Below are 24913 nucleotides of genomic sequence, written 5' to 3'. Positions count from 1 at the left end.
GAGGCCACGGTTACGATCCCGGCCATGCGTCTTGAGGATCAGCTGGACACGTTGGCGGAACTGGGGCTGCCGCTCGCGGCCGGACGGACCGTGGAGGAGTTGCTGCGGTCGTGGCCGCGGGAGGCCTTCGAGACCGAGCCGTTCGACCTGGTGCTGTTCGCACTGGGCTGCGCGGTCGAGGAGGAGCCGTGGGAGCGCTGGTTCTGCGACCGGGCCTGGCACTTCGACACCGAGTGCGTCCGCGGGCACGGTTCGTACGTGGCGATCGCCCGGCAGCTGTGCCGGATCACCGGCCGGCCTGACGCCCTGTCCGACCTGCGGGACCACGTCGACCTCGGCACGGAGGAGGCGTGGATCGCGTACACGGCGGGCGGCCGGCGGGTCGAATGGTCCATCGACGTCCATGACGACTGGGCCGACCTGATGGTGGTCGGTTATCTCATGGACGAACTGGAACACGGGTCGCGGCGTTTCCATGTCCGGCACAACGGCCAGGCCATGACGGTCTTCTTCCTCGACGACGACGCGGCCGGACGTCTCGACGCGCTGGCCGGCGGTCAGGCGGTCGCCCCGTTCCCGGGGTAGCCGGCTCCGCTCGCCCGGGTACCGCGCCTCGGACCTGACGGTTCGTACGGCCGGCGTTCGTGTCCACCGGACTGTGCCGGTCCGGGGCGGGCGCGCCCTCGCGAACGGGCCGGACCGGGCCGGACAGCTGTTACACAACGATCATTGAGTGCCTTCGAACGGCCTCGGCATACTTCAGAGCCCCGGGGTCGTACGCACATTCGAGCACGCCCCGTGCGGCCGGGCCCTCGCCCGCCCGATTCACTCCTGAGCAGGGGCAATCTTGCGTAAACGATCAAAGAAGGCGTACGCCGTCGTCGCCGCGGCCGCCGTCGCCCTCACCGCGGGCATGACCGGCCCGGTATCGGCGCGGACCGGCGGCCCGGACACGGCGTCCCCGGTCGGCGTCAAGAACTCGCGGACCGCCGGCAACGCCATGCACACCGTCACCCTGATCACCGGCGACCGGGTCCTCGTGGACTCCCGCGGCCGGGTCGGCGGTATCCAGCGGGCGAAGGGCCGGGAGGACATCCCGTTCTTCACCCAGACCTACGACGGCCGTACCTATGTGGTGCCGCGTGACGCCCGGCGGCTGATCGCCGACGGCACGCTGGACCAGCGGCTGTTCGACATCACCGGACTCGCCGCGCCGGAGAGCCGCAAGGCCAACCGTGCCGGGCTCAAAGTGATCGTGGGCTACCGGGGAGCGGCGGCCAAGTCCGCCCGCGCCGGGGTGCGTTCGTCCGACGGCACCACGGTCCGCCGGACGCTGTCGGCGCTCGACGCCGATGCCGTCACGACTGCCGGTGCCACCGACAGCACGGGCGCCCTGTGGGACGCCCTGACCCGTCAGCGGCGCGACGGTTCGGCGGCCACGACCTCGGGCATCGCGCGGATCTGGCTGGACGGCGTGCGCAAGGCGTCGCTCGACCACAGCACCGGTCAGATCGGCGCCCCGGCGGCCTGGGCCCGCTCGTACGACGGCACGGGTGTCAAGATCGCCGTCGTGGACACCGGGATCGACGCCACCCACCCGGATCTGGCGGGCCGCGTGGTGGCGGAGGAGAACTTCAGCGCCTCCCCGGACGCCAAGGACCGTGTCGGACACGGCACACATGTGGCCTCCACCGCCGCCGGCACGGGGGCGAAGGACGCCCGGTTCAAGGGCGTGGCGCCCGGGGCCCGGCTGATCAGCGCCAAGGTGCTGGACGACCGCGGCGTCGGCGACGACTCCGGCATCCTCGCGGGGGTCGACTGGGCCGTCGCCCAGGGTGCCGACATCGTCAACATGAGCCTGGGCAGTCCCGACACCGCGGGGATCGACCCACTGGAGGCCCAGGTCAACAAGATCTCCGCGGAGAAGGGCGTCCTGTTCGCGATAGCCGCGGGCAACAGCGGGCCGGGGCGGGGCACGGTCGCCTCTCCGGGCAGCGCCGACGCGGCCCTGACGGTCGGCGCGGTCGACGACAACGACCGGATCGCCGACTTCTCCAGCGTCGGGCCCCGCACCGGGGACAACGCCGTCAAGCCCGACATCACCGCGCCGGGCGTGGAGATCACGGCGGCCGCGGCGGCCGGCGTCCCGGAACAGAACCCTCCCGGGTACGTCAGCCAGAGCGGTACGTCGATGGCGACCCCGCACGTCGCGGGCGCCGCGGCGATCCTCAAGCAGAAGAACCCCACCTGGACGGGCGCACAGATCAAGGCTGTCCTGACGGCCTCGGCCAAGGGCGGCTCCCACACGGTCTTCCAGCAGGGCGCGGGCCGGCTCGCCGTCGACAAGGCGATCGACCAGAGCCTCGTCTCCGAGCCGGGCTCGGTCAGCCTGGGCACCCAGCAGTGGCCCCACACCGACGACACGCCCGTCACCGAGCAGGTGAAGTACAAGAACAACGGCACCGCCGACGTGACGCTGGACCTGTCGCTGGAGGCGCCCACCGGCGGGGACGGAAAGCCCGCCCCGGCCGGGTTCTTCACCCTCGGAGCACAGCGGCTGACGGTCCCGGCGGGCGGCACCGCCGCCGTGGACCTGACGGCCGACACCCGGCTCGGCGGAACGGTCGACGGCTCCTACTCGGCCACGGTCGTGGCGTCCGGAGGCGGTCAGGCCGTGCGCACCGCGACGGCGGTGGAGCGGGAGAGCGAGTCGTACGAGGTCACCTTCAAGACCATCGGCCGGGACGGTGCGCCCAGCACCGGCTGGCAGGCCGACCTGAAGGGCTACCGCGAGTCCGCGGCAGGCCTGCGGTTCTTCCCCGACCTGTCCTCGGGCTCCACCACGGTCCGGCTGCCGCGCGGCACCTACAGCCTCGCCGCCGACATGCTGGTCGACCCCGCGGCCCCGGACAAGGGCGCCGATCTGATCAACAATCCGCAGCTCTCGGTGACCGGTCCCACCACCGTCACCCTGGACGCCCGGACCACCCGGCCCGTGGACTTCAAGGTGCCGGACGCGGCCGCTCGCTACACGCGCGCCGGAATGATGTACACCCTGAGCACGCCCGAGACCTTCATCATCGAGGGGGGCGAGTTCAGCGGCTTCGACAATCTGCGCACCGCGTACCAGGGTCCCCGGATGGACGAAGGCGCCCTCGCCCAGCAGTGGTCCGCGAACTGGGAGCAGGGCACCAGCGAGTACAACGTCCTCACCGGCGGCCCGGTCCAGGAGCTGGCCACCGGCTACAGCAAGACGTACGCGGCCAAGGACATGGCCCTGGTGAAGACGACGATCGGCTCGTCCGTACCCGGCCTCGACGGTGCCGTCGCGGCGCACGGCATCCTGGACTACGGAGGCGGCGTCGAAGCCCCCTACTCCGTGCAGTCCGCACCGGGGACGCGGAATGTGTATGTGTCCACGGCCGACGGGGCCTCCTGGAACATCGTCGCGGGCGTCCTGGGTGAGAAGGACCCGACGGGCTACCGCCTCCTCGACTCGGCGTACGAGCTCGGCGGCCCGCAGCGGTTCGTGGCGGGCAGGACGTACACCGAGAAGTTCAACATCGGTGTCATGGGTCCGCGGATGACCGCGGACGAGGGGATCGTACGCGACGGCGACGAGATCCACGGCGCGTTCCCGCTGGTCAGTGACGGGGCAGGCCATTCCGGGTTCGCCCGGTACTCAAGCGCCGGCACCACCATTCACCGCAACGGCGAGCTGTACGCGCGCAAGGACGTCGCCATCGACGAGGAGCCCTTCACGCTGCCGGCGGACTCCGCCGCGTACACGGTGTCGACCACGGTCAACCGGAACCCGGCGTTCAACCGCACCGGGACCCGGATCGACGCCTCGTGGACCTTCGACTCGGCCCACGCCGAGAGCCCGGCCCAGCTCCCGGTCTCCACGGTCCGCTTCCTGCCGCAGCTCGCGCCGGACTCCACCGTCCCGGCGGGCAGCAGGCAGACCTTCCCCGTCGCCGTACAGGGAGCGGCGGCCGGCGCCAACCTGAAGACCCTGCAGGTCCTGGTGTCGTACGACGGCACGACGTGGCTGCCCGTCCCGGTCGTTGCGGACAAGATCACGATGCGCGCCCCGGCCAAGGACAAGGCGATCTCGCTGAAGGCCGTCGCGACCGACAAGGCCGGCAACCGGTCGACGGTCACGATCCACAACGCCTTCTTCGGCAAGTGAGGCAGCCCCGGGCCGGAACCCACGGCGCGCGATCGGGTGAGACCCCGACGGGCGGCATTCGGCCCCGGGTGAGCTGAGGAGAGCGGCCCGCCGGAACCCACGTTCCGGCGGGCCGCTGCTTTCGTGTGCGGTCCCCCGGAACAGCCCGACCGGCCTCTTCGTCACCCGTGTTCGGCCGGCTCGCCCTCCTCTGCCGCGGCTCAGCGTGCCGGCGCCGGCACCGGTCGCAGGGGGCAGTCGGCCGGGGCGAGGCGTGCTTCCTGCCCCACCAGACGTACGGACACGGCTCCCTGGGCATGCGACGCGTACGCGGCCGTGCAGACGATCTGGTCGCGGGCCGGCGCGGTCAGCCGTGTCACCCGCAGGCGCAGGCGGACCTCGACGGTGGGGCCGTCCCGCACGATCCGGTCCACGGCCGATGCCGCAGGGGGCAGCGAGGGAGCGCTGCGGAGCCCGGCCCGCCGTTCGGCCTTGTCCGGTCCGGCGAGCAGGGCGGTGACGGCCGCGAACGGCGAGAGGGGTTCGTCCTCACCCACCGGGAACGAACCCCCGGGGCCGTCCCGTCCGTACGGCTCGTCCGGACCTGCCGCGGGGTCGTCCGGCCCGAGGGGGACCGCGGCGCCGTCGCGCCACTCCGCTTCGACGGCCCGTGGCACGGGCAGCAGTTCGTTGTCGGGCGAGAAGAAGAACAGCAGCATGCGCCCCTCGCGCGGGGGAAGCAGATCGGCGACAACCGGGCCGCCCGCCTCGATCACGGCCGTCTCCTGAATACCGCAGCCGGCGAGCGGGCCACCGGCGAGCACCAGCAGCGCGGCGGCGAGCCGGACCGCCCGACGCCCATGGGCCGCCTGCTTCTTCACGCGGTGGCCTCCGTCCGGTCGCGGCTGTCCGCCGGTCTCGTGCCACCGTGCGCGGGCGGGGGACCCTCCGGTGTGCCGCTCCGGGACGCGGGCCCGTCGAAGGGCAGCTCCACGGTGAACAGGGCGCCGCCGCCGGGCGCGTTGTCCGCGCGGATCGTGCCGCCGTGCAGCTGTACGTTCTCCTGGGTGATCGCGAGCCCGAGGCCGCTGCCGATCGAGCGGGAACGTGCGGCGTCCGCCTTGTAGAAACGGTCGAAGATGTGCGGCAGCGCGTCCGGCGCGATCCCGGAGCCGCTGTCGTGCACCTCGGTGACCAGCGCACCCCCGCGTGCCGACAGCCGCACGGTGACGGGTTCGGCACCGTGGCGCAGGGCGTTGCCGACCAGGTTGGCCACGATGACATCGAAGCGGCGCGGGTCGAGGCGGATCCGCAGGCCGTCGGGCAGTTCCGAGCGGACCCGGCCGAGCCACTGTCTGTCGGACAGGGTGCTGCGCACGGCCTCCGCCGCATCCACCTCGTCGGCGTTGAGCTCCGCCGCGCGGGCGTCGAAGCGGGAGATCTCCATCAGATCCTCCACCAGTACGGCCAGTTTCCCGGTCTCGGCGCTGATCAGGCGCACCGCCCGAGCGGTGTCCGGGGCGAGTGTCCCGGCGTCCTCGTCCACCACGTCCGTGACGGCGAGCATCGCGGCGAGCGGGGTGCGCAACTCGTGCGAGACGTCCGAGGCGAAGCGCCGGGCCCGCGTCCCGGCGTCCCGCAACTCCTGTACGGAGCGTTCGAGTCGGGCCGCCGACTCGTTGAACGTCCTGGCCAGGTCGGCCATTTCGTCCCGGCCGTGCACGGGGATACGTGTGTCGAGGCGGCCGCCGCCCATGGAGTCCGCGGCGCGCCGCAGTTCACGGACGGGGCGCAGCACGCTGCGTGCCGCGAGCAGTGCGGGCACCAGGGCCACCACCAGTCCCGGCAGAGCGCCGTGGCGGGCAGCGGTCACCAGGGCGTCGATGTCCACCTCCTCGTTCGTCATGGGCATCACGGCGTAGAGAACCAGGCCACTGGGTACCGCGCCGCCGCCTGCGACCACCCGGGTCATCACCGGCATCCCGATCGTCAGATACGCCTTCCCGTCCTTGACGACCCGCTCGAAGCTGCCGTGCGGCGAAGTGAGCGCCGTGCGGCGCAGTTCCTCGGTCAGAACGCCGGAGACGGGCCGGTCGCCCGAGGAGGCGCGTAACGATCCGTACTCGGCGAAGACGATCCACGGGTGCGGTTTGGCGCGCGCCGCGATGTCGTAGAGGTACCACCTCAGCGAATCCGGATCCAGCGGCAGTCGGGGGACGAACCGCTCGACCTCCTCGCGGAAGGAGGCGACCGCCGTGTCCTGCGCGCGCACGAGGACCGCGCTGCGCGCCTCCCGATAGGTCAGCGCGGCGGTCGTCACGGCGCTGACGGCGGCCACCAGCAGGAACGCGATCACCAGCCGGGTGCGCAGCCCGAACGCGGCCCTCGCTCCGGGCATCCTCACAGGGGACCGAAGCGGTAGCCGAAGCCCCGCAGGGTCTGAATGTACCGAGGGCTGCCGGACGGGTCTTCTATCTTGGCGCGCAGCCGGCGCACACAGGCGTCCACCAGCCGGACGTCATGGTGGTAGCTGTGCCCCCAGACCTCTTCCAGGAGGCGCTGCCGGCTGAAGACCTGCGCCGGCGCCGCCGACAGGTACAGCAGCAGCTTCAGTTCGGAGGGGGCGAGGGCCACCCGGTCGCCCGACTTGAGGACGGTGTGACCGGCGCGGTCGATGTCGAGTCCGCCGTGGCGCTCCACGGCGGGCCTGGCGCCGACCGGGCCTTCGATGCGGCGCAGCACGGCACGTATGCGGGCCTCGATGACCTCGGTACGGGCGGGCTTGACGATGTAGTCGTCCGCACCCGCCTCCAGGCCGACGACGATGTCGACGTCGTCGCCGCGCGCGGTCAGCATGATGATCGGTAACTGGCTGGTCTCGCGCACCCGGCAGCACACCTGGACACCGCTCATGGCGGGGAGCATCAGGTCGAGCAGCAGGAGATCGGGACGAAAGGCGGACAGTGCCTCCAGACCGGCCTCGCCGGTCGCGGCGGCGAGGACCTCGTGCCCGCGCCGGCGCAGCCCGATCTCGACGCCCTCTCGCACGGCGGGGTCGTCTTCGACGAGGAGGACGCGTGGCATGGCGGTATCTCCGGGGTGAAGGGAAATGAGGGGTGGCGGTGGGGATGGGGCGTCGTGGCGGTGGGGATGGGGCGTCGTAAAGGACACGGCGGACGGGGGTCAGGGGACGGAGCAGTGGACCGGACGACCGCGTCCATGCGGGAGAGCGGCCGGACGGACGGACCAGTGGACCGGATGACTCCGTCCGTGCGGGAGAGCGGCCGGCGTCCGGTGCCGCCGGGTCAGCCCGATACCGGCGGCTTCCGCGCGTCGAACGCGAAGACGGTGTTCTCGGCCGCGGCCACGATCACCGCACGCCCCGCGAGGGTGACGCGCGGGCTCGCGCCCTGCTCACCCGTCAGACCGTCGGCCTGGGGATCAGTCGTCCACAGGGTCCTGCCGTCGTCCGGCGACAGGGCGACCACCCGGCCGGTGGCCGAGCTGAAGTACAGCGCACCGGCTCCCGCCGCGGGTCCCGACGCACCCTCCACGGCCGTCTGCCGCGACCACTTCTTCCGGCCGGTCGCGGGGTCGAGCGCGGTGACGAGACCGGTCTGCCCGCTCAGGTAGACGGTGCCGTCCGCCATGCCGGGCGTTCCCTCAAGCGTCCTGGACAGCCGGGAGTACGTGACCTTCCGGGAGGCCGGGTCGACCCGCGCCACGCCCTCGTAGCCGGCCGGCGCCGTTCCCTCCATGTGCCTCTGAAGGAGTACGAGCCGGCCGTCGGCGACGCCCATCGGCACGGCGGGGCCGTCGACCGCGATGGGCCTGCCCAGTTTCCCCGAGGCGCGGTCGACCGTGTGCAGGGTGGGGTGCTGCACCTCCGAGGCATCCAGCTCCTCGTCCGTCGCGCACATCGCGAGGAGCTGAGCGGCCATGGGGACGGGAGCGCACCGCCGGCCCACGGGGAACGGCGTCGTCCAGGCGACATCACCGCTGTGCGCGTCCCGGGCCTCGAAACTGGAGTTGAAGCCATCGACCGTCACCACGGCCGAGCCGACCACGAGAGCGTCCTGGGACCGGCCCGCGACGGCCTGCGACTGGGCGCCGGACGGCACGGACCACAGCTCCCGGCCGCTGTCCGCGTCGAGGGCCACCACCTCACTGGGAGGGTCCTGCGGGGCGTCCTGGGCGGCGATGCGGTAGCCGAGCACCGTGTCGTCGGTGGCCCCCACCAGGTGCATGCCCTGGACGGGGACACCCGGACTCTTCACCGTCCACACCGGCGAGCCGTCCAGGGCGCTGATACGAGTCGCGACCACACTGCCGCCGCCGCAGAACACCGCGTCGCCGTGGGCGAGACAGCGCAGTTCGTCGGGGATGTCCTCGCGACCGCCGTGCACGGTCCGGCGCCACGGCTCGAAACCGCCCGGAAGCGCGGTACCCGGCGCCGCGACGCTGTCGCCCTTGTCGCCGCCGTTTCCCCCGAGGTCGCCCACCTTGAGCGCGGCGACTCCCCCGCCGATCGCCACGACCGCGACCGCGACCGCAGCCGCGAGCACGGGCCTCCATCGGCGGCGCGGACGGCGCCCGACGGGGCTGCCGGTACTCCCGTTCCCGGTTCCGGGACCGGCTCCGGTTTCGGGACCGGCTCCGGTTTCGGAACCGGCCGGGGCGGTGGCCGGGGCGGGGGCCGGCGCCGGGGTGTCCTCCGTCGCGACGTGATGCTGGGTGTTCATGTCGCGGGTGCGGCCCATGACGACCCTGTTCGGGTCGGTCCCGCCGAGGTCGGCCGGCAGGTCCCGCAGCAGCACGAGGAGTTCGTCCGCGAAGGGCCGCCCGTCGGGCTCCTTGTCCAGGCACGACTCGACGACCGCGCGCAGAGCCACCGGCACCGCGCCCAGCGACGGCTCCTCGTGCACCACCTGATACGCCGTCATATAAGGGCTGTCCGCGTCGAAGGGCCCGTGGCCCGTCGCCGCGTACACCAGCAGCGTCCCCAGCGAGAAGACATCGGACCGCGGCCCCACACCACGCGGCGCCTGCAACTGTTCCGGCGACATGAAGGGGGGCGTACCGATGACCCGCCCGGTCATCGTCAGTGTCTGCTGGTCCACGGCGCGCGAGATGCCGAAGTCGATGACGCGCGGGCCCTCGGGCGAGAGCACGACGTTCGAGGGCTTCAGGTCGCGGTGGACCACCCCCACCCGGTGGATGTCGCGCAGCGCCTCCGCCAGTCCGATGGCGAGCCTCCGCAGCTCCGCCCCGTCCAGCGGGCCCTCCGCGGCGATGTGCTGGGCGAGCGTGTGCCCCTCGATGTAGGTCGTCGCCATCCACGGCTGCTCGGCCTCAGGAGCGGCGTCGACCACGGCGGCGGTGAACGCGCCGCTCACCCGCCTCGCCGCCGCCACTTCCTGCCGGAAACGGATGCGGAACTCGTCGTCCCCCGCGAACTGCTGGTGGATCAGTTTGATCGCGACAGGTCGCCCCGAACTCGTACGGGCCAGAAAGACCGTGCCCATGCCACCCGAGCCGAGCCGAGCCTCCAGTGGATAGCCACCGATCTCGACCGGATCACCTCCGCGCAGCGACACTCTTCCCGACCTCCCGTTCCCCGTGGGTCTCCGCCACCACGGGCCCGCGTACCTGTCCTGCACACAAACTAGCCGCAGAGCGGTACGACGGAGCAATGCGGGTGACGAACTGGGAGCCCGGGACCGCTCCCGTGCCGCAGACGACGAAGCCCCACCGGGTATTCGCCGATACAGAAATTCGTCGCGGCACACGGCGGCAGACCCGAGAACTCCAGGAGGGCGGGAGGCCTCCTGGCACGGCGACCGCGCGATCCTCCCCGCGGCGGACGGCCGGCCGGGCCCGCGCACGGGCACCCACGCCCTCTACATGTCGGGCGGCGTGACAGGGTGCTGACGAGAGCGCGAGCGCGGGTCGGCAGCAACGGCGCCGCCGCGCAGCGCAGACCGTCCGGTCCGCCAGGTGTTCAGGAGATGAGACGCCAGTCGGCTCTCCAGGTGCACCGTGGCGTCGGCTCCGAAGGCCACCTCGGAGTCCAGGTGCGGCTCTTCGGCGAGCAGACCGCCGATCACCTCTCGGCGTACGACCTGTTCGTGTACGGCGTCCGCCTCGACGTGCTCCGTGTAGAAGCGCTCGGCCGCGGGCCCGGCACCGGTACGCCGCATCGCCTCGGCGAGCCGACGGGAAGCGGGCGACGAGGTGACCTCTGCGCAGGCGAAATGGCCGACCAGCGCTCCGCGCAGGGCCCGGTGCAGGCCGAACAGCGTCATGACGTTCACGACGGCGAGGGCGGGGGCGGGGGCCACCTCCACGTAGTGGCCGTAGCGGGTGTTCAGGCCCAGATCACCCATCAGCCCGGCGAAGAGCCGGGCATGGATGTTCTCGGCCCGCCCGGCGCCGAACTCGTCGTACTCGATGGCGGCCATGCCGGCCTTGGCCCGCCCGCGCAGCCGGGGAATCACCCAGGCGTGCGGGTCCGCCTCCTTGAGGTGGTAGAGCGAGCGCAGCGCCGCGTACTCGCGGATCTGCCACAGCTCTCCGGCGTGCTCCAGATGGTGGGCGATGCCGCCGCGTGGGTCGGTGGGCTCGGCGAGCAGTTCACCGAAGGCCACGTCCGTCGAGCGTCCGGAAGGGACATCTGTCCGCAGAACGCAGAGAAACCGCTGCTCAAGTGCCCGGCGCAACGGCATGAGCACGGGGTCCCACTCACGGTCCTCGGCGACGCCTGCGAAGCCTTGGTAGTGCAGTTCGTAGAGCACGTAGAGGGCCAGGTGCAGGTCCTCCCCGTACGGGTCGGCGGCTGCGGCCTCGTCCACTCCGGGAGGAGCCTGTCGCGGCGAGGCGAGGGCCGCGAACAGACCCGCCGTCAACGGTCCCCGGGAGGTGGGAACGGCCGGGCCCGCAGAGCTGTGGTCAGTGGGGGGCGCCGTCATGGGAACCCTTCGGGTCGCTTCCGGACGTCCGGTCGCCGTCCTCACGGAGGCCGGTGCCGGAGGGCTTCGTACGCCTGCGGTGGCTGGTGTCGCACCAGGGGTACGCGCGGCTGCGCCGGCAGACGCACACGGCGACGACGAACCGGTCGGAAGCGGCGATCGTGCCGTCGTCCCGGACGATCTCCACCGGCCCGTCGATCAGAATCGGCCCGTCGCGGACAACGGTCACACGCCTGGCACGGTCAGCTTCGTTCGGCACGGACGACCACCGGTTCCTCTGCGTCTTCGTCGGCGCCGATCAGACCCTGGGCCCTCGGCCACGGCAGCCGGCAGGTGATCACAGGTCCGCTGGCCCGGTCCGTCACTGAGCGGCGCGACACGGTGGCAGCGGCCCTTCGGAACGTTTCCTCGGCGTCGCCGACTCCGCAGTGCACCAGGAGTGCCTGCCGTACGCCCTGCCCCGCGTCCCGGGCGTACCGCACGGCGGCCTCACCGGGCCGCCCGCCGGTCATCGCCCCGAGGTGGTGGTGAACGGCCCACCGTACGTATCCACGCCCCACGACCGGTGCCGTCATCGGAAACCTCCACGGTGGGGCAGACAGGTTCATGTCCCTGCTCGTCTCGCCGGGCGGGTGCCCCGCCCATTCAGGTTCGGCCTGTTGGTGGTCCGCCGCCACTTCACGGCGCTCCCGGCCCCCTGACCTGTGTCCGCCCGCACAGGCCGGCGTACGGGTGACAGGTCTGCCGCCCGGTGGCCGGTCAGTCGGCGCCCACATCGTGGACGGACATGCGGAGGGCGCCGACGGTGCTGTCGGCCGCGTGCGGAATGCCGGCGCAGGTGCCGTACGGTGCCGGACCGGTGACGAGTGCCCCTCGTGCGTCGGGATGTTCCTCGAAGGCCGCCCGGAAGGCCTCGGGAGCCGTGGGGGGCGAGATGGCGATCGGGGCCCCACTGAGGGTTGGCCCATACCGGGCGAATGCCGGCAGGGATCAGGCCCGCGATGACTGATTCATGCACATCACGCCTGACAAGCAGCGCTTCATACGGGCCGGCGACGGACAGCATCGCCGCCTTCACCGAGAGCGAACTACCCCGGGTTAAGAAGGAACGTGTGCTCGGCGCCCACCACGTCGGCCATCAGCTCCTCCGCTCTTTTCACGATCCCGTGGGATGTGGTCCGGTCATCCAGACCCGACACGGCGAGCATGTCCGCGCCGAACAGGGCATCACCCAGGACCGCCCGTACCCTCGGGTCGGCCCCCGCCGAACTCCCTGGCCGAACTCCCTGGTGTCCGGGAGCATCGCGGGGATCAGAGGTATCCAGAACCGGCCCCGGCGCCACGGCGTTGCCCCGGACGCCGTCGGTGGCAACCATCTGGGCCGGCCCCTGGGTGAACGGAAGGTGCGCCGCGCTCCGTGGCATGCATTCTGTCCGCGCCCGGCGGAGTGCTCCCTGTTGACGTGGTCCATTCGGCCTCTTCGGCAGCTGGACTCCGACGACGGCACCTGGCGTCACCCGAGCGCACGGCCCGATGGGCATATCCGGGGCAGCGATGCCATGTTTCGCACGTGGACCAGTGGCAACCCGTCGTGGGCGGCGCCGTGTCGCCATCGCCCGAACAGACCAGGTGCCCGGGGGAAGAGCTCCTACGAGCAAGAAGGAGAACGCCGTGCCGGCAGGATCCAGCCGCAAACGCGAGCGCCAGTACGAACACGTGAAGGAGAGCGCCGAGAAGCGCGGGGAGTCGGAGAAGCGCGCGAAAGAGATCGCCGCCCGCACCGTCAACAAGGAACGGGCCCGCTCGGGCGAGTCGAGGACGGCGAGCAGGACGTCCACCCAGGACCCCAAGTCGGCCTCCCAGCGAGGCGGAGAGCGCTCGCACAAGGGCGCGCAGGGCCGCACCAGGGACCAGCTGTACGAAGAGGCCAGGAGGAAGAACATCGAGGGCCGCTCAACGATGAACAAGGAGCAGCTCCGTCAGGCCGTCAGCCGCTGAACAACCGGTCCACGGCGGTCCGCACGGCGAGACGGCCCTGCTGCCGGTGTTCAGGCAGTCGGAGACAGCCACGTTCCGCAGCTCGGTGGTGACGCAGTTCATCACCGGGTACGCGTACTCCGCTCCGTCACCGATCTCGAACGGGCCGGTGGAGTCCACCCGGGTGGGGACCGGCAGGTCACCCCGAGGCGCCTCAACCTCCTGCGTGTCCCCGTACTCCTACGCCGACAACGAGCCCACCCTGCTGACCGACCCCAGCCGCCTGCCCCCCGAAGACCCCAACAGCCCAGGAGCGGTCCTGGGAGACTTCGGCCCGGGCTTCCTCCAAGGGCTGAAGGCCCTTTCCAGTTCCTCGGAGACTCCTACGGCGCCGTAACCGGCCAGAACGGTGGCTTCGGGGCCTTCGTAGACAAGTACCTCCCCGTCCACCCCGCTCATCGCCGGCCACGGGGCATACATCCGAGGCACACGAGGCACACGAGGTACACGAGGTACACGAGGTACACGAGGTACAGGGGACACTCAGATGCCTAGGAGGGTGTCCGGGTAATCACGCCGGGCCCGTCATCGGGCGATCGCTCCACTCGTTCGAAACGCGATGTCGCATTTCCGCCAGTATCATCGTTTCGCTCACGAGAGAGTCAACGACGGTTCGTGTTCCTGATCGCGGACCCTGTCTGTCCGACACTCCGCGAAAGGCACAGCGCATGCACGTCGTCCCCGGGCTCAAGGTCCTGTACTTCGGAACTCCGGTGGTGCTGATCAGCTCACTCAACGAGGACGGCACGGCGAACCTCGCGCCGATGTCCTCGGCATGGTGGCTGGGTCAGTCCTGCATGCTCGGTCTCGGCAACAACGCCCAGACCACCGCGAACCTGCTTCGGGAAGGCGAGTGCGTCCTCAACCTGCCCTCGTCGGCGATGGTCGATACGGTCGACCGGATCGCGCTCACGACCGGAAAGCCGGCCATGCCGGACTACAAGACGAAGCAGGGCTACCGGTACGAGCCGGACAAGTTCTCCATCGCACGGTTGACCGAACAGGCATCCGACCTGGTCCGGGCCCCCAGGGTTGCGGAGTGCCCGGTCCAGCTGGAGTGCAGGGTCGTCTCGGCCCAACCTTTCGGCGGTCCCGAGCCGCACGCCACCGCCTTCGAGGTCGAGGTTCTTCGCGCCCATATCGAGGAGCACCTGGTCGTCCCGGGGACGCACTATGTGGACCCGCTCGGCTGGGATCCGCTGATCATGAAGTTCTGCGAGTTCTTCGGCGGGGGACACAACCTTCACCCGTCGAGACTCGCCGAGGGCTGGAGCATGCCGCACCAGCTCCGGTCGACGACCGCCTGAGCAGGCATCGGCAACCATCGCCCGCATCCCGTGACCATTCGTACGAGATGTTCACGGTATGCCTGATGGAGAGGGCCTGTTCGAGGTCGAGCCGGTCGAGAAGCGTCGGCCGCAGATGCGTGCGGCGGCGGACAAGCGGTTCCGGGGGTTCGACCCGCATCAGGTTCTGCTGCTGCCGCCGCCGCTGGACGACTGGCTGCCCGAGGGACACCTCGCCCGGTTCGTCGCGGACCTGGTCAACGAGGTACTCGACCTTGGACCGGTCCTGGCCGACTGCACCGAGAAGCGGGGCTACCCGCCCTACGACCCCAGGCTGATGGTACGTCTGCTGATCTACGACTGCACCACGGCGTCCCCTCCTCCCGGGCGATCCAACGCAAGTACGCCGACGACGCCACGTTTCGGTTCCTGGCCGCCGGCCAAGCCCCGGACTTCCGCTCGATCGCCCGGTTCCGCCGCCGCCACCTGAACGCCCTCACAGGCCTGTTCACTCAGTCGCTGCATCTCGGAACCAAGCCCGGCAGGGTCACAGTGGGCCACGTCGCCCTGGACGGCACCAAGTTCGGAGCGAATGCCTCCAAGCACAGGCGATGAGCTTCGGCCGCCTCGTCGACAGGGAACAGCGCATCCAGGCACAGATCGCCGCGCTGGAGGCGAAGGCCGCCGCCCCGCTCGCCGACGCCGAGGTCACCGACGAGACCAAGGACGCCACCCTTGGAGTCGCCGGCAAGGAAACCGACCTGCCCGCCGAACTCGACCGCCGCGAGAAACGCCTCGCCAGGCTGCAGGCCGCCTGCGCCCAGATCGCGCCGAGGCCACCGACGTGACGACCGACGCCTCCGACGCGCTCAACTACACCACGATGCTCGACCAGTCCGCCGCCAGCACAGGAACCCATCCCAAGCAGGCCCTCGTCGATGCCGGCTACCGCTCGGAGAGCAACCTTGAAGCCGGACAGGACCGCCAGCCCACCTGCCGAACCGACACGTTCATGGCCACCGGCCGGACACCAGGGATTGCCGCCCTGACGGGCTGACCAGCTGGGCCTCCCCGGCCACGTCACGAGCACTGTCGACGGGCGTACAGCGAGCAGACCCCTACCGGAGTTTCACAGGCCCCGACAGGGCCGCCGCGACTGATCCGCCGGCCACAGAATGCCGAGCCGCTTGCTCGTTACTGACCCACGTTCCTAGCGGCACCTGGGGCTACCTCTACGTCGAGGATGGGAAAATGCTCGGACAGCCCGTCGGACCTGCTGTCGAGCAGGGCAAAAAAGTGCCACGCAGATATTCTGCCCCGGCGAGGACATACCGAACTGCACCGTATTCCCGGGGTCGATCACGGTGAGCAAGCCCACGCTGAGGAGTGATCATGCCCCACTACCCCGACATGACCACCTACGTGTACGACACATCGGACCAGGCGATGCTCAACGTCGGCTGGTTGGCGCCCGATTGCGCTTACCGCACCGGCGCTGTGGACGATCGTGTGACAGATGCGCTGAAGACCCTCAGCAGTGCCTACGACAACCAGACGCGCGGTGTCCACGACTGCGAGTTCTGCTCCACCGAGCGGCCCGTCATTCTTGGTGGTCCGGCTTTCGACACCCAGGTATGGCTCGGGTCTGCCGAGATCCGGGCGCAGGACGCCGACGGCACTGTCTACGCGGCCCCCAACCTCGTCATCCACTACATCACGGAGCACCACTACCGCCCTCCCGTGGAGTTCTGCCGGGCGGTAGTCAGGACGGCTGGGATGGATACCACCAACGAGCCGGCCTTGGCCGACTAGTTCCAGGAGTGCGGAGGAGGTGGCAATCCTCGGGTCGCGAGAGGAAATCAGGTCGAGCGACCCAACCAAACCAAAAATCCGCAGGTCAGATTCCCTTGCCCGCAGGTTCCAGAATCGCCACACACTCCACGTGCGATGTCATCGGAATCAGGTGGACGAAGCGGAAGCGGGGTTGCTACCCGAAGATGGAGCTAAGCCCGGTAAACCGCGCCGACGAACAACCCTGCGCATCCCTCAGTTGGTGCGACCAGACTTCCCCACTGCAGTCCCACCGACGCTCTCCCACTAACCGAGGAAGCTCAGACGAACCTGACGATGCGAATTGTCCATATTCGTATCGACCAGGCACACCGACTGCCACGTCCCCAGTGCCAGCTGTCCCGCGATGACCGGCAGGGTGGCGTGCGGCGGGACGAGAGCCGGCAGCACATGGTCGCGGCCGTGGCCGGGGCTGCCGTGGCGGTGCTGCCAGCGTTCGTCGGCGGGCAGCAGGGTGTGCAGGGCCGCGAGGAGGTCGTCGTCGCTGCCCGCGCCGACTTCCAGGACGGCGATTCCCGCGGTGGCGTGCGGCACGAAGACATTGAGCAGACCGTCCCGGCCCGCCGCGGTGCGGGTGAGGAACTCCTCGCAGTCATGGGTCAGGTCGGTGACGCTCTCCGTGGAGCCGGTGGTGATGTGCAGAACACTGGTGGTGAAGCTGTCGGCCATGGCTTCATCTTGCCGCCCGCGCGGCACGATGGCACGTCCACGTGCCGAGACGCCATCGACCGGTTCCGCAGCGCATCGCTACGTTCAGCGACATGTTCCGATCGGCTCTGCTCACTTCGCGCGGTCACATCGACCTGCTGCGGGTGGCCTCCGCCGCGTGTCGCCGCGGCTGCTGACGTTCTCCCAGCGCATGTTCCGCCCGCTCTGACCGGGTGCTGACGTTCGCCCGCGCCGAGCGGGTGCGCGCGCCTTCGTCGTACATACCCCCGCCGCGTCCCGTTCCGCCGGCACCGTGACGTGATTCCTGTGCCACTGTCCTGGCCGGCGTGCGGGTGCGGATGAACCGGGTGGCGCCGTTCCGCTGTTCCCCGCCCCTGCCCGTGGACTGCTCGTGGAGCCCTCATGACCATCCGCCCCACCGCCCGGCATATCCATCGCTCCGGCCAGGACCTCCGGCCCGCGGCCGGGTCCGCCGGATCTCGAACCCGTACTCCCCTCGTCCGCCCGCGGGACGCTTCTGCGGTCCGTTCCGCGCTGGCTGCGCCGTACGGCCGGTCCACTGCTGCTGCTCGCCCTGTGGCAGGTGTTCAGCGCCACGGGTGTTCTGCACCCCGACGTGCTCGCCTCGCCCGGCACCATCGCGCGGGCCGGGGCCGGTCTGGTCGCGGACGGGACTCTGCCCTCCGCCATGGCGGTGTCGCTCCAGCGGGTGGCCGCCGGTCTGCTGCTCGGCGCGGTGGCCGGGACGGCGCTCGCGCTGGTCTCGGGGCTGTCCCGGCTGGGCGAGGACCTCGTGGACGCGACCGTACAGATGCTCCGCACCGACCCGTGGGTGGGACTGATACCGCTCTTCATCATCTGGCTCGGCATCGGTGAGGCTCCGAAGGTGGCGCTCATCGCCCTCGGGGTCGCCTTCCATCCGTACCTCAACGTCCATGCCGGAATACGGAGCGTGGACGCCCAGCTCATCGAGGCAGGACAGTCGTTGGGGCTCGGCCGGTGGGCCATGGTGCGCCATGTGGTGCTGCCGGGAGCACTGCCCGGAGCCATGACCGGACTGCGGTACTCCCTCGCCACCGCCTGGCTGGCGCTCGTCTTCGGCGAGTCCGTCAACGCGGACGCGGGGATCGGCTTCCTGATGAACCAGGCCCGGGAGTTCTTCCGCACCGACGTGATCGTCGTCTGCCTGGTCGTCTATGCCTTCCTCGGCCTCGCCGCCGATGCCATCGTCCGGATTCTCGAAAGGCTGCTGCTGCAATGGCGACCGACCTTCACGGGCCAGTGACCGCCCGTGTCCCCGTCCCGTCCGAAGGTCCGGAGGCCGCCGTTCGGGTCGCGGGGCTGACCCGCGCGTTCGACGGGCGTCCGGTCATCGACGGTCTCGATCTCACCCTGCGGGCCGGGGAGTTCACCGCCCTGCTGGGACGCAGAGGCTGCGGGAAGTCCACGCCCCTTCGGGTGCTGGCCGGTCTCGACCGGGAGATCGACGGCACCGTTCTCGTACCCCGCCGGCGGGCCGTCGCCTTCCAGGCACCCCGGCTGATGCCCTGGAAACGGGTCTGGCGCAACGTACTGCTCGGACTGCCCGGAAAGCCCGGACGAGCGGTTGCGGAACGGGCGTTGGAGGAGGTCGGACTCAAGGGCCTGGCCGGGGCCTGGCCCAGGACGCTCTCCGGCGGGGAAGCCCAGCGCGCGTCCCTGGCCCGAGCCCTGGCGCGTGAGCCCGATCTGCTGCTGCTCGACGAACCGTTCGGCGCGCTCGACGCGCTGACGCGGATCCGGGCGCAGCGCCTGGTGGCCGAGCTCTGGCGGCGGCGCGGCTGCGCGGTGCTGCTGGTCACCCACGACGTGGACGAGGCGCTGCATCTGCACTGGTTCCTGCCCACCGGCGGCGACGGCCGGACCCTCGTCGACCGGCACGCCTACACGGACGGCGGCATCGGGCGCGACCGGATCACACCGGTGTCCGGGGTGCGCGCTCCCGACATCGAGTATCTGGCGCAGATGGCGAAGGCCGCAGAGCAGCTGGGTTTCGAGGCCGTGCTGACACCCACCGGCACCTGGTGCGAGGACGCCTGGCTGACGACGGTCGCCCTGGCCCAGCACACCGAGCGGCTGAAGTTCCTGGTGGCGTTCCGGCCCGGTGTGATCTCGCCGGTGCTGGCCGCCCAGATGGCCGCGACCTACCAGCGGATCACGCGCGGGCGGCTGCTGCTCAATGTGGTGACCGGCGGCGATTCCACGGAGCAGCGGCGCTTCGGCGACCATCTCGGCCATGACCGCCGCTACGCCCGGACCGCGGAGTTCCTGTCGGTGGTGCGGGGCGCGTGGAGCGGCCGCCCGTACGACTTCGACGGGGAGCATTATCAGGTGGAGGGCGGGCTGACGGCATTGCCGCCGGACCCGTTGCCCGACATCTTCTTCGGTGGCTCGTCGGCGGCGGCCGGACCGGTGGCGGCCGCGCACGCCGATGTCTATCTCACCTGGGGCGAGCCGCCGACCGCCGTGAAGGAGAAGACCGACTGGATTCGCGGGCTGGCGGAGGAGCAGGGGCGCACCGTGCGCTTCGGGATCCGGCTGCACACCATCTCGCGGGACTCCTCGCGCGAGGCCTGGGCGACGGCCGACCGGCTGCTCGGGGATCTCGACCCCGGGACGGTCGCGGCCGCGCAGCAGGCACTGGGCCGGAGCGAGTCGGTCGGGCAGCAGCGGATGCTGGCGCTGCACGGCGGCTCGCGCGACAACCTGGAGATCTCGCCGAATCTCTGGGCGGGCGTCGGTCTGGTGCGGGGTGGTGCGGGTACGGCCCTGGTCGGCAGCCACGCGGAGGTCGCCGACCGGATCGAGGAGTACCACTCGCTGGGCGTGGAGCACTTCGTGCTCTCCGGCTATCCGCATCTGGAGGAGGCGTACTGGTTCGGTGAGGGCGTGACTCCCGAGCTGGCGGCCCGCGGGCTGCTGTCGACCGTCCCGGCGTCCCCGCTGCTGGGGGTGCCCGGGGCACATGGCCGTCCGGCATCCGCGCCGGGCGGGGCGCCGTTGCTGGTGGCCGGGGGGCGTTGAGCCGCGGGATGCCCGGCCGGGTTCCTGGATCCTCCGGGCGGGAAGATCCAGGAACCCCGCACAGTTAGTAGAAGCGTGAACGAATTTGGGGTGCGCGAGCTGGACGTGGCCGTGATCGGCGCCGGACAGGCGGGACTGTCCGCCGCCTACCATCTGCGCCGCTCCGGCCTGGAGCCGGACCGGGACTTCGTGGTGCTCGACCACTCGCCCCGTCCGGGCGGAGCCTGGCAGTTCCGCTGGCCCTCACTGACGTACGGCAAGGTCCACGGGATGCACGCACTGCCCGGGATGGAGCTGACGGGCGCCGACGGGAGCCGGCCCTCGTCCGAGGTGATCGGGGAGTACTTCGAGGCGTACGAACACCGTTTCGGGCTGCGGGTGCACCGCCCGGTCGAGGTGAGCGCCGTGCGCGAGGGGGGCGGCGGACGGCTGCTCGTCGAGACCTCCGAGGGCACCTACGCCACCCGTGCGCTGATCAACGCGACGGGTACCTGGGACCGGCCCTTCTGGCCGCGATACCCAGGACAGGAGACCTTCCGGGGACGGCAGCTGCACACGGCGAACTACCCGGGGCCCGGGGAATTCGCCGGTCAGCGGGTGATCGTCGTCGGCGGCGGCGCCTCCGGCACTCAGCATCTGATGGAGATCGCCGAGGTCGCCGCCGCGACGTACTGGGTGACGCGGCGGGCCCCGGTCTTCCGGGAGGGGCCCTTCGGCGAGGAGCAGGGACGGGCCGCCGTGACGATGGTGGAGGAGAGGGTACGGCGCGGGCTGCCGCCGCAGAGCGTGGTGAGCGTCACCGGCCTGCCGCTCACCGATGCCGTCCGGCACGCCCGTGAGCAGGGGGTTCTCGACCGGCTCCCGATGTTCGACCGGATCACGCCGACCGGGGTGGTCTGGGAGGACGGGCGGATGGTCGAGGCCGATGTGATTCTCTGGGCGACGGGATTCCGGCCCACCGTCGACCATCTGGCGCCGCTGAAGCTCCGCGAGCCGGGAGGCGGCATCCGGGCCGAGGACACCCGGGCCGTACGGGACGGGCGCGTGCATCTCGTGGGGTACGGCCCCTCCGCCAGCACCATCGGCGCCAACCGGGCGGGACGGGCGGCGGTCCGGTCGGTCCGGCGCCTGCTGGACGGGGCCGGACGCGAGGAGGCCCCGGCGGCCGTTCCCGCCTGACCGGACCCGCCCGGACGCGCGGCACGTTCCCGCGGTGGCGGCGCGGCCCGGCCCGTGGTGGCTGCTCAGCCCGCGGTGGTGGCGCGGCGGTTTCGGTTGAACTCCTCGACGTTCCTCATCTGTTCCGCGTAGCTGTCGGTGAAGCGGGTGTCGCCCGGCTTCACCGTGACGAAGTACAGCCAGGGTCCGGGCGTCGGACTGATCGTCGCCCTCATGGCCTGCTCCCCCGGATTGCCGATGGGCGTCGGCGGCAGCCCCTTGCGTTCGTAGCTGTTGTACGGGCTGTCGATCCGGGTGTCCCCGGCCGTGGTGTCCACGGTGGAGCGCTTCAGCGCGTAGTTGAGCGTGGAATCCATCTGGAGGGGCATGTCGCGGGCCAGCCGGTTGTAGACGACGCGGGCCACCTTGCCCATGTCGGTCCCGGTGTCGGCCTCGGCCTGCACCACGCTGGCGATCGTGACCGCCTGGTAGACGGAGACGCTGTTGCGCTGCGCCCCCGCGGTGATGTGGTCCGCGCCGAAACGCTTGAGGGCGGTGTCCACCATGTAGCGCAGCAGGCTCTCGGAGGTGGCGCCGGAATCGATGGGGTAGGTGGCGGGGAAGAGATACCCCTCCGGATTGCCCCCGGCCTCGGCCGGGAGTGCGAGGCCCGCGGTCGGAACCGCCTTCGTGGTGGTGCCTGCCGCGACACCGAGAGCACTGTCGGTCGCCTCGTACACCTGGGAGGCCCGCCGGCCCTCGGGAATCAGGAGTGTGCGCGGCTGCTCCTTCTTCTCTTCCGCTCCGCTGATCAGCAGCAGGGGAATCAGTACGGCCGCCGCCACGACGAGCGCCGCGCCGATCAGAAGGACCAGCCGCCCGCGTCGCGTCGGACGCATTCCACGGCGGGGCCGAACGTCCGGGGACTCGTTCACCATGCGGGCACGGTAACCCGCACCGCCGCCCTCGTCCCGGACCTCGGCATCGACGACACGAACAGCGCCCGAACAGACAGAACGCACGAACAAGGGAGCGGATGTTCGCTGGAACGTGTGATCGTATCGATTTTCGTTGCTCAACTCCGGTGCGGGGCCTGATGATTACAGAGCGCAGGCAACGGGCTGCAGACCGCGACTGCGCAGTCCCACATATGCATCACGCAACAAGGAGAAGCACCAGATGAACTTCCTCACCAACCTGCTCGCCGGCATCGTCCACTTCGTGGGTTGGCTCGTCTGACCATTGCCTCACCGGCGCCGCCGCTCCCCGTCCCACGGGAGCGGCGGCGCTGCCGTTTCCGCAGCTCATGACACTGCCGGGACGGGCTGGGCATCGCGGCGGACCAGGGCCGCGTACCGGCCGCCCCGGCCGAGCAGCTCCTCGTGCGTACCGCGCTCGGCCGTTCGCCCGCCGTCCAGGACGACGATCTGGTCCGCGTCACGGACCGTGGAGAGCCGGTGGGCGATGGTGATCGTCGTGCGCCCCGCCGAGAGGGAGTCGATCGCCTGCTGCACCGCGTGTTCCGTACGGGTGTCCAGGGCGCTGGTCGCCTCGTCGAGGATCAGCACCGGGGGGTCCCGGAGAATCGTGCGGGCGATCGCCAGCCGCTGTTTCTCACCGCCCGAGAAGCGGTAGCCGCGCTCGCCGACCAGCGTGTCGTACCCGTCGGGCAGGGACGTGATGTGGTCGTGGATCTGCGCGGCACGCGCCGCGGCCTCGATCTCCTCGTCGGTGGCGTCCGGCTTGGCGAAGCGCAGATTCTCGGCGACCGAGGCGTGGAAGAGATACGTCTCCTGGGAGACCACCCCGACCGCGCGGGCGAGGGTGTCGAAGTCCAGGTCCCGCACGTCGACGCCGTCGAGCGTCACCCTGCCACCGGTGACGTCGTACAGGCGGGGCACCAGATAGCTGAGGGTGGACTTTCCGGAGCCGGTGGGCCCGACGACGGCCAGGCTGCCGCCCGCCGGAACCTTCACGTCGATGCCGGTGAGGGTCGGGCCGTTCTTCTCGTCGTAGCTGAAGTCGACGTCCTCGAAGGCGACTTCTCCGCGGACCTTCTCCAGACGGACCGGGTTCTCGGGTTCGGTGACGTCCACATCGAGGTCGAGATACTCGAAGATCCGCTGGAAGAGCGCGAGGGAGGTCTGCATCTGCACACCCGTGGACAGCAGGCTCACGGCCGGACGGAACAGCCCCTGCTGGAGCGAGACGAACGCGACCAGCGTGCCGATGGAGACGGCCGTGCCACCGGACTGGAGGGTGAGACCGGCGGCCCAGTAGATGACGGCGGGCATGGCGGCCATGACGATGCCGATCGTCGACATCCGCCACCGTCCGGCCATGTTGGAGCGCACTTCCAGGTCGACCAGCCGCTCTGACTCCTCGGCGAATCCCTGTGTGAGGGAGTCCGAGCGGCCCATGGTGCGGCCCAGCAGGATTCCGCTGACCGAGAGGGACTCGGTGACCGTGGCCGCCATGGCGGCCATCTGCTTCTGGCGCTGCGTGGTGATCTTCTTGCGCTCCCGGCCGACGCGACGGCTGATCCAGACGAACACGGGCAGCAGGAGCAGGGAGACCACGGTCAGCCGCCAGTCCAGCGCCAGCATGGCGACGACGGTGGCGATGACCGCGGTGAGGTTGGAGACCAGCGACGTCGCGGTGGAGGTGACCGTCGCCTGCATGCCGCCGATGTCGTTGGCGATGCGGGACTGCACCTCACCCGTGCGGGTCCTGGTGAAGAAGGCCAGTGGCATCCGCTGGAGCTGGGTGTAGACGGCGGTGCGCAGATCGTGCATGACCCGCTGGCCGACGGTGGTGGAGATCAGTGTCTGCAGGACGCCGAAGACGCTGTTCATCACGGCGGTGAGGATCATGCCGAGGGCGAGCAGCGTGAGCAGCCCCGTGCGCCCCTGCGGGATCGCGGTGTCCAGGATCTCGCGGAGCAGGAACGGGGAGGCGACCGACACCAGTGACGAGGCGCCGACCAGCAGGCCGACCAGCGCGAGCCGGCCGCGGTAGGGACGGAAGAGCCGGAAGATGCGGCGCAGCTCGGCGGGCGGCTGGGCGGCATCGGCGGGCGGGGGTGTCCACGTGGGTACGTCGGGTTTCATGTGCTCCTTCGCCGGGCTTGAGACACAGACGCATGTCAGGATTTCAAGAGCATAGCTCATTGTTACCTATACTCACAATGAACGGAGTCCTGATATTGTTCCCGTATGGACTCCCCCGACTCCGACGGCCTGCTGGCCGAGCAACTGCTGCGGCTGACGCGCAGGCTCCACCGCATCCAGAGCCGCCAGCTGGAGCCGGCCGGCATCACTCCCGCGCAGTTCCGGCTCCTGCGCACCGTCGCGCAGTACGACGCCGCGCCCCGGATGGCCGATCTCGCCCAGCGCCTGGACGTCGTGCCGCGGGCCGTGACCACCCTGGTGGACGCCCTGGAGGCGGCGGGCCGGGTGCGGCGCGCCGCCGATCCGGACAGTCGCCGGGTGGTGCGCGTCGAGATCACCGACGAGGGGCGCACCACGCTGCGCTCCCTGCGCAGCGCGCGCCGGGCCGCCGCAGAGGAGATCCTGGCCCCATTGACCGCCGATCAGCGCGAGGTGCTCGGCGGACTGCTGTCAGCCCTGGTCGACGGAATGCCCGAGCGGCACTGCTGACATGCTGAAAGGGAACGGGCGCGGGGTACCGCGCCGAGCTGCCTGAGGAGA

Annotated in this window: 20 protein-coding genes and 3 pseudogenes; 12 read left to right on the top strand and 11 right to left on the bottom strand. The window is 70.8% G+C overall.

Features of this window, described 5'->3' with window-relative positions; genetic code table 11:
* Positions 1-24 precede the first annotated feature (24 nt).
* Positions 25-585 (top strand): hypothetical protein, encoded by a 561-nt coding sequence (locus tag ACIGJO_RS25215; protein WP_399961628.1) that lies wholly within the window; start codon positions 25-27, stop codon positions 583-585.
* Between the two features lie 262 nt (positions 586-847).
* Entirely contained in the window at positions 848-4192 is a 3345-nt protein-coding gene (locus ACIGJO_RS25210) for a S8 family peptidase (protein ID WP_399961626.1), read from the top strand.
* Between the two features lie 200 nt (positions 4193-4392).
* On the opposite strand, the gene ACIGJO_RS25205 is transcribed toward ACIGJO_RS25210, so the two are convergent.
* From ACIGJO_RS25205 to ACIGJO_RS25170, 8 genes and pseudogenes are all read right to left on the bottom strand, one after another.
* Positions 4393-5052, bottom strand: coding sequence for a hypothetical protein (locus tag ACIGJO_RS25205; RefSeq protein WP_399961624.1), 660 nt, complete (start codon positions 5050-5052; stop codon positions 4393-4395).
* Complete coding sequence (locus tag ACIGJO_RS25200) at positions 5049-6569, bottom strand: ATP-binding protein (protein ID WP_399961622.1); 1521 nt, start codon at positions 6567-6569, stop codon at positions 5049-5051. Before ACIGJO_RS25200 ends, ACIGJO_RS25205 begins: the two co-directional genes overlap by 4 nt.
* Positions 6570-6571: 2 nt before the next feature.
* Positions 6572-7255 (bottom strand): response regulator, encoded by a 684-nt coding sequence (locus ACIGJO_RS25195; RefSeq protein ID WP_399961620.1) that lies wholly within the window; start codon positions 7253-7255, stop codon positions 6572-6574.
* A gap of 221 nt (positions 7256-7476) precedes the next feature.
* On the bottom strand, positions 7477-9768 hold the full coding sequence (locus ACIGJO_RS25190; protein WP_399961618.1) for a PQQ-binding-like beta-propeller repeat protein: 2292 nt from the start codon (positions 9766-9768) through the stop codon (positions 7477-7479).
* Between the two features lie 303 nt (positions 9769-10071).
* Positions 10072-11139, bottom strand: a complete 1068-nt coding sequence (locus ACIGJO_RS25185) for an iron-containing redox enzyme family protein (protein ID WP_399961616.1) — start codon at positions 11137-11139, stop codon at positions 10072-10074.
* Positions 11120-11398 carry a CDGSH iron-sulfur domain-containing protein gene (locus ACIGJO_RS25180; RefSeq protein WP_399961614.1) on the bottom strand — a complete coding sequence of 93 codons (279 nt, stop codon included), beginning with the start codon at positions 11396-11398 and terminating at the stop codon, positions 11120-11122. The genes ACIGJO_RS25185 and ACIGJO_RS25180 overlap by 20 nt, the downstream gene beginning before the upstream one ends.
* Entirely contained in the window at positions 11382-11714 is a 333-nt protein-coding gene (locus tag ACIGJO_RS25175; protein ID WP_399961612.1) for a hypothetical protein, read from the bottom strand. Before ACIGJO_RS25175 ends, ACIGJO_RS25180 begins: the two co-directional genes overlap by 17 nt.
* Before the next feature lie 235 nt (positions 11715-11949).
* Positions 11950-12515, bottom strand: a pseudogene (locus tag ACIGJO_RS25170) (hypothetical protein); the annotation flags it as partial.
* 295 nt (positions 12516-12810) lie between these two features.
* On the opposite strand from ACIGJO_RS25170, the gene ACIGJO_RS25165 reads away from it, so the two are divergent.
* From ACIGJO_RS25165 to ACIGJO_RS25150, 4 genes and pseudogenes are all read left to right on the top strand, one after another.
* Positions 12811-13137 carry a plasmid stabilization protein gene (locus tag ACIGJO_RS25165; protein WP_399961610.1) on the top strand — a complete coding sequence of 109 codons (327 nt, stop codon included), beginning with the start codon at positions 12811-12813 and terminating at the stop codon, positions 13135-13137.
* A gap of 707 nt (positions 13138-13844) precedes the next feature.
* Positions 13845-14483: a flavin reductase family protein gene (locus tag ACIGJO_RS25160; RefSeq protein WP_399961607.1), complete on the top strand. Its 639-nt coding sequence runs from the start codon at positions 13845-13847 to the stop codon at positions 14481-14483.
* 76 nt (positions 14484-14559) lie between these two features.
* Positions 14560-15489 (top strand): annotated as a pseudogene (locus tag ACIGJO_RS25155) (transposase); the annotation flags it as partial.
* A gap of 365 nt (positions 15490-15854) precedes the next feature.
* Positions 15855-16274: a hypothetical protein gene (locus ACIGJO_RS25150; protein ID WP_399961605.1), complete on the top strand. Its 420-nt coding sequence runs from the start codon at positions 15855-15857 to the stop codon at positions 16272-16274.
* Between the two features lie 285 nt (positions 16275-16559).
* Here the strand turns inward: ACIGJO_RS25150 and ACIGJO_RS25145 are convergent, their stop codons facing one another.
* Complete coding sequence (locus ACIGJO_RS25145) at positions 16560-16982, bottom strand: YjbQ family protein (RefSeq protein WP_399961603.1); 423 nt, start codon at positions 16980-16982, stop codon at positions 16560-16562.
* Positions 16983-17074: 92 nt separating this feature from the next.
* Between ACIGJO_RS25145 and ACIGJO_RS25140 the strand changes: the two genes are divergently transcribed.
* The 5 genes and pseudogenes from ACIGJO_RS25140 (at position 17075) to ACIGJO_RS25120 (ending at position 21224) form a co-directional block, all read left to right on the top strand.
* A complete protein-coding gene (locus ACIGJO_RS25140) occupies positions 17075-17158 on the top strand; it encodes a putative leader peptide (RefSeq protein ID WP_350692898.1) in 84 nt (27 codons plus the stop codon).
* Between the two features lie 251 nt (positions 17159-17409).
* Positions 17410-18267, top strand: coding sequence for an ABC transporter permease (locus ACIGJO_RS25135; RefSeq protein WP_399961742.1), 858 nt, complete (start codon positions 17410-17412; stop codon positions 18265-18267).
* Positions 18240-18722, top strand: a pseudogene (locus tag ACIGJO_RS25130) (ATP-binding cassette domain-containing protein); the annotation flags it as partial. The gene ACIGJO_RS25135 and the pseudogene ACIGJO_RS25130, both read left to right, overlap by 28 nt.
* Before the next feature lie 108 nt (positions 18723-18830).
* The gene (locus ACIGJO_RS25125) at positions 18831-20045 is read left to right on the top strand and encodes an LLM class flavin-dependent oxidoreductase (RefSeq protein ID WP_399961740.1); all 1215 of its coding nucleotides are present in this window, start codon (positions 18831-18833) and stop codon (positions 20043-20045) included.
* A gap of 90 nt (positions 20046-20135) precedes the next feature.
* Positions 20136-21224: an NAD(P)-binding domain-containing protein gene (locus ACIGJO_RS25120; protein WP_399961738.1), complete on the top strand. Its 1089-nt coding sequence runs from the start codon at positions 20136-20138 to the stop codon at positions 21222-21224.
* Positions 21225-21289: 65 nt separating this feature from the next.
* On the opposite strand, the gene mltG is transcribed toward ACIGJO_RS25120, so the two are convergent.
* Entirely contained in the window at positions 21290-22141 is an 852-nt protein-coding gene (mltG, locus tag ACIGJO_RS25115; protein ID WP_399961601.1) for an endolytic transglycosylase MltG, read from the bottom strand.
* Positions 22142-22507: 366 nt separating this feature from the next.
* The gene (locus ACIGJO_RS25110) at positions 22508-24313 is read right to left on the bottom strand and encodes an ABC transporter ATP-binding protein (RefSeq protein WP_399961599.1); all 1806 of its coding nucleotides are present in this window, start codon (positions 24311-24313) and stop codon (positions 22508-22510) included.
* Between the two features lie 105 nt (positions 24314-24418).
* On the opposite strand from ACIGJO_RS25110, the gene ACIGJO_RS25105 reads away from it, so the two are divergent.
* Positions 24419-24862 carry a MarR family winged helix-turn-helix transcriptional regulator gene (locus ACIGJO_RS25105; RefSeq protein WP_399961595.1) on the top strand — a complete coding sequence of 148 codons (444 nt, stop codon included), beginning with the start codon at positions 24419-24421 and terminating at the stop codon, positions 24860-24862.
* The last annotated feature ends 51 nt before the right edge of the window (positions 24863-24913 follow it).

It is taken from the genome of Streptomyces sp. NPDC079020, assembly GCF_044542225.1.
Lineage (GTDB): Bacteria > Actinomycetota > Actinomycetes > Streptomycetales > Streptomycetaceae > Streptomyces.
This window is presented reverse-complemented; position numbering and strand designations above follow the sequence as displayed.